Below are 12,788 nucleotides of genomic sequence, written 5' to 3'. Positions count from 1 at the left end.
TCAGCGTACCCAGCTTTCTACCGTGGCGGCCCCATACTGTTCTTTCCAGGCCTTGAGGCCACGGTGGTTGCCGCCTTTGGTCTCGATTCGCTCGCCGGTGTGAGGGTTCTGATAGACCTTGACCACCCGCGGGCGGCGTTGTTGCTTGGGGGGTGTGCTGGAAGCGCGGGCCACAGCCTTCGGGTCGAGGATGGCGATGATATCGCGCAGGCTCTTGTCATAGCTTTTCATCAGGCCGACTAGTTTCTGCTCGAATTCGATTTCGCGTTTGAGGCCGGCATCCTTTTTCAACGCTTCCAGTTGCGCCATCTGTTCCTGGAGCGCTTTTTCGGCAGCACGAAACTCTGCAAGTCTGGACACTGTAATCACTCCTGTACGTCAGTCGTGGCAGGGCGTGACGAACATTGAAGACGCGTAAAAACGCCGGCCACGCAGTTGGGTTTCACTGTTCGCTGATATCGAGTGTAGTCATTCATGGCTACTGGGTAAACTGCTAACTTTTTGCAAGTAAGGCGGGAACTTTCCTAGTTTTGCGCGCGGTATTCTCCGGTTTTTCTGCGGTTGCACGACAGAGGGCCTAGACCATGGTCCAATGGCCCGTGCCAGAGCCTTTGCGCGATCATTTCAGATGATGGTCGACTCATGTTCGGACCTGCCGCAGTACCGTGGCCAACAGGTGCCACAGGTTGTTAACTCGTCTTCATTCTGGATGTTTCCTCGCATGTTTTCCCCTTTCCCCCTCGCCCCTGGGCACCGTGTTACCGGCCTGTTTCTATTGTGTGCCGGTGTCAACGCCCAGGCTGCCGGGTTTCTTGAAGACGCCAGTGCCAAGATCGAAGCACGCAATGTCTATTTCAACCGCGACTTCCGGGACGGTTACAGCAGTTCCAGCCAGGGCGCATCCAAGCGCGAAGAGTGGGCACAAGGCTTTATCCTCAATGTGCAATCCGGTTATACGCAAGGCCCGGTAGGTGTTGGTGTGGATGCGCTGGGCATGTTCGGCTTCAAACTGGATTCCAGCCCGGCCGACAGCAACAGTGGATTGCTGCCCTCGTCTGGCCACGACCCCCGGCACTCGGCCGACCAGTATGCGAAGATGGGCCTGGCGGCCAAGGTCAAGGTGTCCAATACCGTGCTCAAGTACGGTTCGATGATGCCGGATGTGCCGTTGCTCAAGTACAACGATGGCCGTCTGCTGCCGACCCTGTTCCATGGGGCCATGCTCACCTCTGAAGAACTGCACGACCTGAAGTTCACCCTGGCTCGCCTGGACAAATACACCGCTCGGGATTCCACCGACCGCCAGGACATCCGCGTGCACTGCAAGAACAAGCGTTATGCCTGCGATACAGAAGCCGACCACTTCGACCTGGCCGGTGTCGACTACCGTTTCAACGAGCGTTTCAGCGCGCAGTACCAAGTGGCCAAGCTGGAGAATATCTACCGCCAGCACTTCCTCGGCCTGGTGGCCAGTCAGCCGCTGTCGGTGGGCAGCCTGTCGGCTGACATGCGCCTGATCAAGAGTGATGACATCGGCAATGCCCGTGCGGGCGAAATCGACCATCGCGCCTTCAGCGGCATGCTTGGCTACAGCCTCGGAGGCCACAAGCTCAGCGCCGGCTGGCAGCGCATGTATGGCAACAGTGCCATGCCGTACCTGGATGGCAGCAACCCGTACTTGGTCAACTACGCCCAGGTCAATGATTTTGCCGCTGCACAGGAGCGCTCCTGGCAAGTGCGCTATGACTACGACTTCAAGGCGCTGGGTGTACCCGGCCTGACCTTCTTCACCCGTTATATCAACGGCGACAATATCAAGGTGCCGGGTAGCAGTGTCGAAGGCAAGGAATGGGAACGCGACACCGAGTTCAAATACCAGGTGCAAAGTGGCACCTTCAAGGATGTCAGCGTACGCCTGCGTAATTCCACTTACCGCAGCAACTATGAACGGTGGGCGCGAGACATGGATGAGACGCGGGTCATTGTCAGCTACAACTTCTCGATCTTCTAAGCAGCTGCTTTGCCAAATACCGGTAACCGCCTGACAATGGTGGCGGGTTCCCGCAAAGGGCAGGGCAATGAAAGACCTGTTGTTGATCGGTATCGGCGCGGGTGACCCGCGCCAGGTCACCTATGAAGCGGTCGATGCGCTGCGCAGTGCCAGCGTGTTCTTCGTGCTCGACAAGGGCGACGACAAAAATGAACTGGTGCGCCTGCGCAAGGCCATTCTGCAGCGCTATCGCCCCGAAGGTGGTTATCGCCTGGTGCCGGTGGTCGACCCGTTGCGCGATGCGCAGGCGCAAGACTACCTGGGCGCGGTGCAGAACTGGCACCGGCAGCGTGCTGCGCTGTATGCGCGCCTTATCGAGGAGGAAATTGGCGACGGGGAAACAGGTGCCTTCCTGCTGTGGGGCGAGCCCACCCTGTACGACAGCACCCTGCGCATACTCGACCTGGTTCGCGAACAGGGCGTGACGCTGCGCTTGCAGGTCATCCCTGGCATCAGCAGTGTGCAGGCGCTGGCGGCGCGGCATCAGGTGCCGCTCAACCGCATCGGCGAGCCCCTGACCGTGCTGCCGGGGCGACGCCTGGCCGAGCAGGGGGCTGTCGACAATGTGGTGGTGATGCTCGACGGGCAGTGCGCCTTTGCCGGGCTCGATGACCCGGCGTTGACCATCTACTGGGGCGCGTACCTGGGGACCGAGGATGAAGTGCTGATTGCCGGGCCGTTGCAGGCGGTGAAGGCGCAGATACTGGAAGTGCGCGAGCGGGAGCGGGCGCGCAAGGGGTGGATCATGGATACCTATCTGCTGCGCAGAGAGCTGTGAGGTGGGTTGCCTGTATCGGCCTCTTCGCGGGCACGCCCGCGCCTACGAGCGAAACAGGCTCCGCCGTGCTCAAGGGGTACCCAGAATACCCACCACCGTGTCCCGCAACTGGTCGATGCTGAACGGCTTGCCGATCAGGTGCATGCCCTCCGGCACATTGAAACTGTCGGCGTAGCCGCTGGCGAACAGCACCGGTAACAGTGGCCGCAGTTCGCGCGCTTTTCCCGCCAGCTCCTCACCTCGCATGTCCGGTAGACCCACGTCGGTCATCATCAGTGCCAGTGCCTGGCTGGGGTCTTCAAGTACACGCAGGGCGGCTGTGGCGTCTTCTGCCTCGATGACCTTGTAGCCCAAGTCGTCGAGCACTTCGACCATCAGCATGCGTACGATGTCGTCGTCTTCGACTACCAGAAGGTGCATGGTTCAAATCCTGTACAAATGAGTGTCTTTAATCTGTGTACCGCGCGGCATCAGAAGTTCCCGAGGATACCGCTCCATGCAAATAGATGGAACGATTGCAGAACGCAACCTTCAAATACTGGCTCAATGCCCTGCCAGACCCGTCAAAGCTGGTTAGACTCGCATATCAGGACAGGCAGTGGCAGATAACAACAACGACGGATCGGCCACTCTTTTCAATGGACTTTTCTAGCTCGGGCGTTTTCTCATGATTCAAGCAGCCTCGATGGACCAGCGAAGCTTTCGCAAGCTGTTGAGCCGCAACATCGGCCTCCCCCTGGGGGTTGGCCTGCTGGGGGCCGTGGCCTTCGTTGCGGTGATCAATTACCTGCTTTCGGCCATGCAGTGGGTCGAGCACACCGACCGGGTGATCGGCAATGCCAACGAAGCGGTCAAGCTGTCGATCGACATGGAAACGGGCATGCGCGGCTTCCTGATCACGGGCGACGAGCGCTTCCTTGACCCCTACGAGGTGGCCAAGCCACGTATTCTCGGCAGCCTGCAAAGCCTGCGCAGCATGGTCGAGGACAACCCGCAGCAGGTTGACCGTATTGACCGGCTGATGGCCTTGCAGCAGGCCTGGAACGACTTCGGTAACGAGATGATCAGCCTGCGCCGCAGCCAGGGCGATTACCAGGCCTCGATCGGCAATGGCCGGGGCAAGCGCATCACCGATGAAATCCGCAAGGAGTTCGATGACCTGATCATTACCGAACAACAATTGCGCATGGCCCGTAACGAAAAAGTCAGTACCGTCACCGTGACGGCGATTTCGGCGTTCGTGCTGTTCATTGTCGGCCTCAGTGCATTGCTGGCCTACCTGGGCCGTCGTGACCTGCTGGCACTTTCGGCCAACTACGCTGAAAACCTGCAAGCCCAGCAACGCTCGGCGCAGCGCCTGGAGCACCAGGCCTGGTTGCGCACCGGCCAGACCCAACTGGCGCAGCAGGTACTCGGGCAGCTGACCTTGCCCATGCTTGGCGAGAACATCCTGCGCTTCTTTGCCTCTTATCTGGGCAGCGTGGTGGGCGCCGTGTACGTGCGCGACGAGCATGGCCGGCTGGTGCGTGTGGCCTGTTATGGCCTGAGTACCGAAGAGCAGGCCCGAGAGCAGATCGAGTCGGACCACCATGGCCTGTTGGCCCAGGCGGTCCGTGAAGGCCGCTTGCTGCGCCTGGAGGAACTGCCCGAAGATTTCTATCGCCTCAGTTCCGGCCTGGGCAGCGGCTTGCCGCGCAGCGCACTGCTGATGCCGGCGACCGAAGACGGGCAGATCAACGGGGTGATCGAGCTGGGCTTCCTGCGCCCCTTGCAAGAACGGGATGAAGAGCTGCTGGAGCGGGTCGGCGGCAACCTGGGCATGTCGATCGAGAGTGCCCGTTATCGCCAGCGCCTGCAGGAAGTGCTGGCCGAAACCCAGCAACTCAATGAAGAGCTGCAGGTGCAGCAGGAAGAGCTCAAGACTGCCAACGAAGAGCTCGAAGAGCAGTCACGGGTGCTCAAGGAGTCTCAGGCCCATCTGGAAACCCAACAGGCCGAACTTGAGCAGACCAACGAGCAGTTGTCGGAACGCACCGAAGCGCTGGACCGCAAGAACGATGAACTGAGCCAGGCGCAGCTGGAGCTGCAGGCCCGTGCCGACGACCTGCAGCGATCGAGCAAGTACAAGTCCGAATTCCTCGCCAACATGTCCCATGAGCTGCGCACGCCGCTAAACAGCTCGCTGATCCTGGCCAAGCTGTTGGCAGAAAACGCTGAAGGCAATCTCAGCGAGGAGCAGGTCAAGTTCGCCGAATCCATCTACTCGGCCGGCAACGATCTGCTCAACCTGATCAACGACATTCTCGATATCGCCAAGGTCGAGGCCGGCAAGCTTGAAGTACGGCCCGAAACCACCCAGGTCGAGCGCCTGGTCGAAGGCTTGCGCGGCATGTTCCAGCCGCTTGCCGGTCACAAGGGGCTTGCCTTCGAGGTCAAGGTCGAGCCGCATGTACCGGTCACGCTGTTCACCGACCGTCAGCGCCTGGAGCAGATCCTCAAGAACCTGTTGTCCAACGCCATCAAGTTCACCGAGCGTGGCCAGGTCAGCATGAACGTCAGCTTCCACGCTGACAGCGGTATCGTGTTCGCAGTCCGTGACACCGGCATCGGCATTGCGGCCGATCAGCAGCAGGCGATCTTCGGCGCCTTCCACCAGGTCGATGGCACCAGCAATCGCCGTTATGGTGGCACTGGCCTGGGTCTGTCGATCTCCCGTGACCTGGCGCATTTGCTCGGAGGCCAGATCAATGTCGACAGCAGCCCCGGGCAAGGCAGCGTGTTCAGCCTGATTCTGCCGGAGCGCTATGCCGCCGAGTCCGAAGACGTCGAGCCGCAAAGCCTGCGCCCGGCCGTCGATGCGTTGCCGCCTGCACCGCAAGCGCCGCTGGCCGCCGCTGTCACGCGCCCGGCGCCGGCCTTTGCCGACGACCGCGAGCGGGCCCCTTTCGATACCCGCTGCATTCTGGTGATCGAAGACGAGCCCAACTTTGCCCGCATCCTCTTCGACCTGGCCCATGAGCTGGGCTATAGCTGCCTGGTGGCCCATGGCGCCGACGAAGGCTTCGAGCTGGCGGCCCAGTACATTCCGGATGCGATCCTGCTGGACATGCGCCTGCCCGACCACTCAGGCCTGACCGTCCTGCAGCGCCTCAAGGAGCAGGCCAGCACCCGCCATATCCCGGTGCACATCATTTCGGTGGAAGACCGCGTCGAGGCGGCCATGCACATGGGGGCGGTGGGGTATGCGGTCAAACCCACCAGCCGCGAGGAGCTCAAGGAGGTGTTCGCTCGCCTGGAAGCCAAGCTCACGCAAAAGCTCAAGCACATCCTGCTGGTGGAAGACGACGACCTGCAGCGCGAGAGCATCGCCCGGCTGATCGGCGACGACGATGTCGAGATCACGGCCGTCGCCATGGCCCAGGATGCACTGGCGCTGTTGCGCCAGAACATCTACGACTGCATGATCATCGACCTCAAGCTGCCAGACATGCTCGGCAACGAGCTGCTCAAGCGCATGACCGCCGAGGATATCCGCGCCTTCCCGCCGGTGATCGTGTATACCGGCCGCAACCTCACCCGCGAGGAAGAAGCCGACCTGCTCAAGTATTCACGCTCGATCATCATCAAGGGCGCACGTTCGCCGGAGCGCCTGCTGGACGAGGTAACGCTGTTCCTGCACAAGGTCGAATCGCAGCTGTCCAACGAGCGTCAGCGCATGCTCAAGACCGCGCGCAGCCGCGACAAGGTGTTCGAGGGCCGCAAGGTGCTGCTGGTGGACGACGATGTGCGTAATATCTTCGCCCTGACCAGCGCCCTGGAGCACAAGGGCGCCATTGTCGAAATCGGCCGCAACGGGCGCGAAGCCATCGAGCGCCTGGAGCAGCACGACGACATCGACCTGGTGCTGATGGACGTGATGATGCCGGAGATGGACGGCTTCGAGGCCACCCGCCTGATCCGCCAGCAACCGCGCTGGCGCAAACTGCCGATCATCGCCGTGACCGCCAAGGCCATGAAGGATGACCAGCAGCGTTGCCTGCAAGCCGGTGCCAATGATTACCTGGCCAAGCCGATCGACCTGGACCGCCTGTTCTCGTTGATCCGTGTCTGGCTGCCGCAACTGGAGCGAATTTGACTAGCGAACGCAACACCGACATCGAGATCCGACTGCTGATCGAGGCGATCTACCTCAAGTACAGCTACGATTTCCGCAATTATTCCGGCGCTTCGATCAAGCGCCGGATTCTCCACGCGCTGCGTCAGTTCGATTGCCTGACGGTGTCTGCGCTGCAGGAGCGCGTCCTGCACGACCCGGGCATGTTCATGCAGTTGCTGCAGTACCTGACGATCCCGGTCAGCGAGATGTTCCGTGACCCTGACCACTTCCTTGCCGTGCGCAACGAAGTGGTGCCGCTGCTGCGCACCTGGCCGTCGATCAAAGTCTGGATCGCGGGCTGCAGCACGGGGGAGGAGGTGTATTCCATGGCCATCCTGTTGCGTGAGGAAGGGCTGCTTGAACGCACCATCATCTACGCCACCGACATCAACCCGCATTCGCTGGACAGGGCCAAGCAGGGCATCTACTCGATGCAGAGCATGCGCGAGTACGAGGAAAACTACCGCCTGGCCGGTGGCCGCCGTGACTTCGCCGAGTACTACACCGCCGCCTATGGCAACGCCATCATGGACAGCAGCCTGCGCGACAACGTGACCTTCGCCGACCACAGCCTGGCCACCGATAGCGTGTTCTCCGAGACCCAACTGGTGTCGTGCCGCAATGTGCTGATCTACTTCAACAAGGACCTGCAGGATCGGGCGCTGGGCCTGTTCCATGAGTCGCTCTGCCACCGCGGTTTCCTGGTGTTGGGTAGCAAGGAGTCGGTGGACTTTTCGGCCTACAGCGACCGTTTCGAGCCGCTGGTCAAGCCCCAACGGATCTTCCGTAAATCATGAGCGGCGTACGCGCAGTGGTGATCGGCGCCTCGGCCGGTGGCGTGGCGGCATTGTTCCAGGTGCTCGGCACGCTGCCATCGGCGTTCGCCATACCGGTGCTCTGCGTGCTGCACCTGCCAGACGACCGCCACAGCCAACTGGCTGGCGTGCTGCAGCGGCGGCTGCATCGGCCGGTATGCGAGGCACGTGACAAGGAGAGCATCAGCAGCGGGCAGATCTATGTGGCGGGGCCGGGTTACCACCTGTCGGTGGAACGCGACCTGACGCTGTCGCTGAGCCAGGAAGAACCCGTGCACTTCTCGCGCCCGGCGATCGACTTCCTGTTCATCTCGGCGGCCGATGCCTATGGCGATGGCCTGCTGGGTGTGCTGCTCACCGGGGCCAACGAAGACGGCGCCAGGGGCCTTGCCTACATCAAGAACAATGGGGGGCGCACGATCGTCCAGGACCCTCGTGACGCACAGGTTGCCCTGATGCCGGAGGCCGCCCTGGCCCAGCACCAGCCCGACCATATCCTTACTCTGAGCGGTATCGGGCAGTTGCTCGCGACCCTGGAATACAGCGCATGCTAAGCCACACCACCGCCAAACTGCTGATTGTCGACGACTTGCCGGAAAACCTGCTGGCGCTCGATGCCCTGATCCAGGGCGAGGACCGCGAGGTGCACCAGGCACAGTCTGCCGAGGCTGCCTTGTCGTTGCTGCTCGAGCACGAGTTCGCACTGGCCATTCTCGATGTGCAGATGCCGGGCATGAACGGTTTCGAACTGGCCGAGCTGATGCGCGGTACCGACAAGACCAAGCACATCCCGATCGTCTTCGTCAGCGCGGCGGGCCGCGAGATGAATTATGCCTTCAAGGGCTACGAGAGCGGGGCCGTGGACTTTCTGCACAAGCCGCTCGACACCCTGGCGGTAAAAAGCAAGGTCTCGGTGTTCGTCGACCTGTTCCGCCAGCGCAAGGTGCTTGGCCGGCAGCTGGAAGCCCTGGAGCAGAGCCGCCAGGAACAGGAGCTGCTGCTCAGCCAGCTGCAGGTGGCACGGTGTGAGCTGGAGCACGCCGTGCGCATGCGTGACGACTTCATGTCGATCGTCTCCCACGAGGTGCGTACGCCGCTCAATGGCCTGATCCTGGAAACCCAGTTGCGCAAGATGCACCTGGCTCGGGGCAACCTGGACGCGTTCAGTGTCGACAAGCTGCAGGCCATGGTCGAGCGCGACGAACGGCAGATCAACAGTCTGATCCGGTTGGTCGAGGACATGCTCGATGTTTCGCGCATCCGGACCGGTAAACTGTCGCTGCGGCCCAAACTGTTTGACCTGGGCCAGCTGGTGCGTGGGCTGGTGGAAAACTTCACGGCGCAGGCCATGGCCCTGGAAACACACATCGAATTGCAGCGTTGCGAAGCGCTGAAGGGTGAGTGGGACGAATTCCGGATTGAACAAGTAGTGGCCAACCTGTTGTCCAATGCAATGCGTTACGGCGAGCGCAATCCGGTGCAGGTGCGGGTGTTCGAGCAGGGCGGCATGGCCTGGGTGCAGGTGCAGGATCACGGTATCGGTATCAGCGCCGCCAACCAGCAGCGGATCTTCCAGCAGTTCGAGCGGGTCGCTGCCCAGCAGGCCAGCGGAGGTCTGGGCTTGGGGCTGTACATCTCCGAGCAGATCGTCCAGGCGCACGGTGGCCGGATACAGGTTGAAAGCGAGGAGGGCAAGGGTGCCACATTCACCCTGCAATTGCCGCTGGCAACATTCAAAGAACAAAACGACCAGGCGCGGGCAACCTCTGTGTAAGCCTGGGGTCTGATGGCCAACTGTAAGTATTTCAAGGCGTTAACATGAGTGAAGATGCACAAGATGTGGTTCTGGTCGTCGAGGATGAACCGGCGATTCGCATGATTTTGCGCGACTACCTGGCGGGTGAGGGGTACCACGTCCTGGTGGCTGAGGATGGCGAGCAGGCGTTTGCCATCCTGGCCAGCAAGCCGCACCTGGACCTGATGGTGACGGACTTCCGTTTGCCGGGGGGGATCTCGGGGGTGGATATTGCCGAGCCCGCGGTGAAGCTGCGGCCCGACCTGAAGGTGATTTTCATCAGCGGCTACCCGGCGGAGATTCTCGAATCTGGCAGCCCGATCACCCGCAAGGCCCCTATCCTGGCCAAGCCGTTTGACCTGGATACCTTGCACGAGCAGATCCAGTCGCTGTTACGCTGAGGCATCCGGCCTCTTCGCGGGGCAAGCCCGTGCAGAGGCCCTGGCAGGCTATCGCAGCGTCCGCTCAATCCCCCCGACCAGCAAGTTTTCCATCAGCTCCAAGCCCTGCTCTTCAGGCATTGCTTTGAGCAACCCCGGCAGCTGGTTGAGAAGCGTCGCCAGTACATGCGCTGTGGCGTCCAACGCTTGCCCCGGCAGTTTTGCTTGCGGTGCGATCAGGCGCAGCAAACCTGCCTCATAGCGCTTGCGCAACGAGGCCAGGTGCGCCTGTTGCGCCTCACTCAAACAACACAAATCCCGTTCGGCCAGCCGGAACTGCAGCGGCCGCTCGGCATGCAGCTGCCAGTGCGCAGCAATCAGGCAGCTCAACGCCGATGCCCCACGGGCCATGGCCCGGCGGGCCTGGTCCAGGGTGGCCTGCAGCTCTTCGTACAACTCTTCGATCAAGTCGTACAGCAGGTCCTGCTTGCTGGGAAAGTGATGGTACAGCGAGCCGGCGGTCAGCCCCACATGGGCCGCCAGCTCGCGCATGCTGACCTGGCCAAAGCCCTTTTCGGCAAACAATGCCATGGCCCGGTCACGTCGCTCCTCAAAGTTGGCACAGCGCATTGCGGCATTGACCGGGGGCATGGCGCTTGGTCCTCAGTAGGTGAAGAAACCACGACCGCTCTTGCGCCCCAGCCAGCCGGCCGCGACCATTTCCTTGAGCAGTGGAGCAGGGCGGTACTTGCTGTCGTTGAAGCCTTCATGGAAGGCCTCCATGATCGCCAGCAGGGTGTCCAGACCGATCAGGTCGGCCAAGGCCAGCGGGCCGATCGGCTGGTTGCAGCCCAAGCGCATGCCGGTGTCGATGTCCTCGGCACTGGCCAGGCCTTCCTGGCGCACGAAGATCGCCTCGTTGATCATTGGCACCAGGATGCGGTTGACCACGAAGCCCGGGCGGTTGCCGGCGGTGATCGGGGTCTTGCCGACTTTTTCGGTCACCACCAGCGCTTGGGCGTAGGTGTGGTCGCTGGTCTGCAGGCCACGAATGATCTCCACCAGCGCCATCATCGGTACCGGGTTGAAGAAGTGCACACCAATGAAGCGCTCGGGGTGCTCGATGCTGGCAGCCAGTTGAGTCACCGACAGCGACGAGGTGTTGGTGGCGATCAGGCAGTCGGCGGCAACGTTGGCTGCCACCTGCTGCAGGATGCGCTGCTTGAGCTGCAGGTTCTCGGTAGCCGCTTCGATCACCAGCTGTGCAGCGCTGAGCTGGGCGTAGTCGGTGCTGGTGCGGATGCGGGCTTTGGCGGCTGCGGCTTTGTCGGCGTCGAGGGTGCCCTTGCTGACCTGGCGCTCGAGGTTCTTGCTCAAGGTGGCCACACCGCGCTCAAGCGCTGCGTCGGAAACATCCACCAGCAGCACCTGGTAGCCGGCAATGGCGCACACCTGGGCAATGCCGTTGCCCATGGTGCCCGCGCCGATCACGGCGATCTGTTCAATGCTCATGTGTCAGCCTCCCTCAGACGCGCTCGAACACGACGGCGATGCCTTGGCCACCGCCGATACACATCGTGGCCAGCGCGTAGCGGCCCTGGATGCGCTGCAGCTCATGGATGGCCTTGGTGGCGATGATTGCACCGGTGGCACCCACCGGGTGGCCCAGGGAAATGCCCGAACCGTTGGGGTTGACCTTTTCCGGGTCGAAGCCCAGCTCGCGGGCCACGGCGCAGGCCTGGGCGGCGAAGGCCTCGTTGGACTCGATCACATCCAGGTCTTGCAGGTTCAGGCCGGTTTTTTCCAGCACTTTGCGGGTGGCCGGGATCGGCCCCAGGCCCATCAGTTCGGGCTCCACCCCGGCGTGGGCGTAGCCCACCAGGCGTGCCAGTGGCTTCAGGCCCAGGCGGCGCACCGCGTCACCGGTGGCCAACACCAGGCCGGCGGCGCCATCGTTGATACCGCTGGCGTTGCCGGCGGTGACGGTACCGTCTTTCTTGAATACCGGCTTCATACCGGCCAGTTGCTCGGCGGTTACATCAGCACGCACATGCTCGTCGACACTGAACTGCACGCTGCCCTTGCGGGTTTTCAGCTCCAGCGCAACGATCTGGCTGGCGAAGCGGCCCTCGGCAATCGCACGAGCGGCGCGGCGCTGGCTGGTCAGTGCCAGTTCGTCCTGCATTTCGCGGGTAATGCCGTACTTGGCCGAAACGTTCTCGGCGGTGATGCCCATGTGGAAGTGCTGGAACGGGTCCTGCAGCACGCCGACGGTATAGTCGATGCCTTGCAGGTCACCCATGCGTGCACCCCAGCGCGCTTGTGGCAGCAGGTAAGGGCCACGGCTCATGGACTCGGCGCCGGCCGCGACGGCCACATCGGTGTCGCCCAGCAACAGGCCCTGGGCCGCAGAGACAATAGCCTGCAGGCCAGACCCGCACAGGCGGTTGACGTTGAATGCCGGCGTTTCCTTGGGGATGCCAGCGTTCATTGCCGCTACCCGTGCCAGGTAGGCGTCACGCGGTTCGGTGGGGATTACCGTGCCCATCACCAGGTGGCCGACTTGCTCGGCGGCCAGGCCCGAACGCTCGATGGCGGCGCGGGTCACGGCGCTGGCCAGGTCGGCCAGCGGCAGGTCCTTGAGGGAACCGCCAAAGCCACCAATGGCTGAACGGACGGCACTGACGACGTAGATTTCTGCGCTGCTCATAAGGGCTCCGATTGCGAAGGCGTGGCGGGACCGGGCCAGGCTCTGCGAGAATGGTTGGCGGCCCCGAAGTGGGTTCGAGTCTAGGCAAAGGCTCTGTTGCAGCC

12 protein-coding genes are annotated in these 12,788 nt (G+C 62.1%); 7 read left to right on the top strand and 5 right to left on the bottom strand.

Annotated features, from left to right (window positions below; translation table 11 throughout):
- A complete protein-coding gene (locus C4Q27_RS00140; RefSeq protein ID WP_010954596.1) occupies nt 1-360 on the bottom strand; it encodes a histone-like nucleoid-structuring protein, MvaT/MvaU family in 360 nt (119 codons plus the stop codon).
- 361 nt (nt 361-721) lie between these two features.
- Here C4Q27_RS00140 and C4Q27_RS00135 point away from each other — a divergent pair, with 361 nt between their 5' ends.
- Entirely contained in the window at nt 722-2,011 is a 1,290-nt protein-coding gene (locus C4Q27_RS00135; RefSeq protein WP_064493031.1) for an OprD family porin, read from the top strand.
- 67 nt (nt 2,012-2,078) lie between these two features.
- The gene (gene cobF / locus C4Q27_RS00130; RefSeq protein WP_064493032.1) at nt 2,079-2,828 is read left to right on the top strand and encodes a precorrin-6A synthase (deacetylating); all 750 of its coding nucleotides are present in this window, start codon (nt 2,079-2,081) and stop codon (nt 2,826-2,828) included.
- A 69-nt stretch (nt 2,829-2,897) separates the two neighbouring features.
- Here cobF and C4Q27_RS00125 read toward each other — a convergent pair whose 3' ends face one another.
- Nucleotides 2,898-3,248, bottom strand: a complete 351-nt coding sequence (locus C4Q27_RS00125; RefSeq protein WP_010954593.1) for a response regulator — start codon at nt 3,246-3,248, stop codon at nt 2,898-2,900.
- A gap of 247 nt (nt 3,249-3,495) precedes the next feature.
- On the opposite strand from C4Q27_RS00125, the gene C4Q27_RS00120 reads away from it, so the two are divergent.
- The 5 genes from C4Q27_RS00120 to C4Q27_RS00100 are packed head-to-tail and all read left to right on the top strand — an operon-like array spanning nt 3,496 to nt 9,995.
- The gene (locus C4Q27_RS00120; protein WP_104886206.1) at nt 3,496-6,963 is read left to right on the top strand and encodes a response regulator; all 3,468 of its coding nucleotides are present in this window, start codon (nt 3,496-3,498) and stop codon (nt 6,961-6,963) included.
- On the top strand, nt 6,960-7,781 hold the full coding sequence (locus C4Q27_RS00115; RefSeq protein WP_010954591.1) for a protein-glutamate O-methyltransferase CheR: 822 nt from the start codon (nt 6,960-6,962) through the stop codon (nt 7,779-7,781). The genes C4Q27_RS00120 and C4Q27_RS00115 overlap by 4 nt, the downstream gene beginning before the upstream one ends.
- Nucleotides 7,778-8,353 (top strand): chemotaxis protein CheB, encoded by a 576-nt coding sequence (locus C4Q27_RS00110; protein WP_014590523.1) that lies wholly within the window; start codon nt 7,778-7,780, stop codon nt 8,351-8,353. The genes C4Q27_RS00115 and C4Q27_RS00110 overlap by 4 nt, the downstream gene beginning before the upstream one ends.
- On the top strand, nt 8,347-9,573 hold the full coding sequence (locus C4Q27_RS00105; protein WP_010954589.1) for a hybrid sensor histidine kinase/response regulator: 1,227 nt from the start codon (nt 8,347-8,349) through the stop codon (nt 9,571-9,573). The genes C4Q27_RS00110 and C4Q27_RS00105 overlap by 7 nt, the downstream gene beginning before the upstream one ends.
- A gap of 44 nt (nt 9,574-9,617) precedes the next feature.
- Nucleotides 9,618-9,995 carry a response regulator gene (locus C4Q27_RS00100; protein ID WP_003256176.1) on the top strand — a complete coding sequence of 126 codons (378 nt, stop codon included), beginning with the start codon at nt 9,618-9,620 and terminating at the stop codon, nt 9,993-9,995.
- Between the two features lie 48 nt (nt 9,996-10,043).
- Here the strand turns inward: C4Q27_RS00100 and C4Q27_RS00095 are convergent, their stop codons facing one another.
- From C4Q27_RS00095 to C4Q27_RS00085, 3 genes are read right to left on the bottom strand one after another with little or no spacing between them, the layout of a single operon-like run.
- On the bottom strand, nt 10,044-10,625 hold the full coding sequence (locus tag C4Q27_RS00095; protein WP_010954588.1) for a TetR/AcrR family transcriptional regulator: 582 nt from the start codon (nt 10,623-10,625) through the stop codon (nt 10,044-10,046).
- Nucleotides 10,626-10,637: 12 nt separating this feature from the next.
- On the bottom strand, nt 10,638-11,486 hold the full coding sequence (locus C4Q27_RS00090; RefSeq protein WP_104886205.1) for a 3-hydroxybutyryl-CoA dehydrogenase: 849 nt from the start codon (nt 11,484-11,486) through the stop codon (nt 10,638-10,640).
- Between the two features lie 13 nt (nt 11,487-11,499).
- Nucleotides 11,500-12,684, bottom strand: a complete 1,185-nt coding sequence (locus tag C4Q27_RS00085) for an acetyl-CoA C-acyltransferase family protein (protein ID WP_064493035.1) — start codon at nt 12,682-12,684, stop codon at nt 11,500-11,502.
- Between the last annotated feature and the right edge of the window lie 104 nt (nt 12,685-12,788).

The organism is Pseudomonas sp. SWI36 (assembly GCF_002948105.1).
GTDB lineage: Bacteria > Pseudomonadota > Gammaproteobacteria > Pseudomonadales > Pseudomonadaceae > Aquipseudomonas > Aquipseudomonas alloputida.
This window is presented reverse-complemented; position numbering and strand designations above follow the sequence as displayed.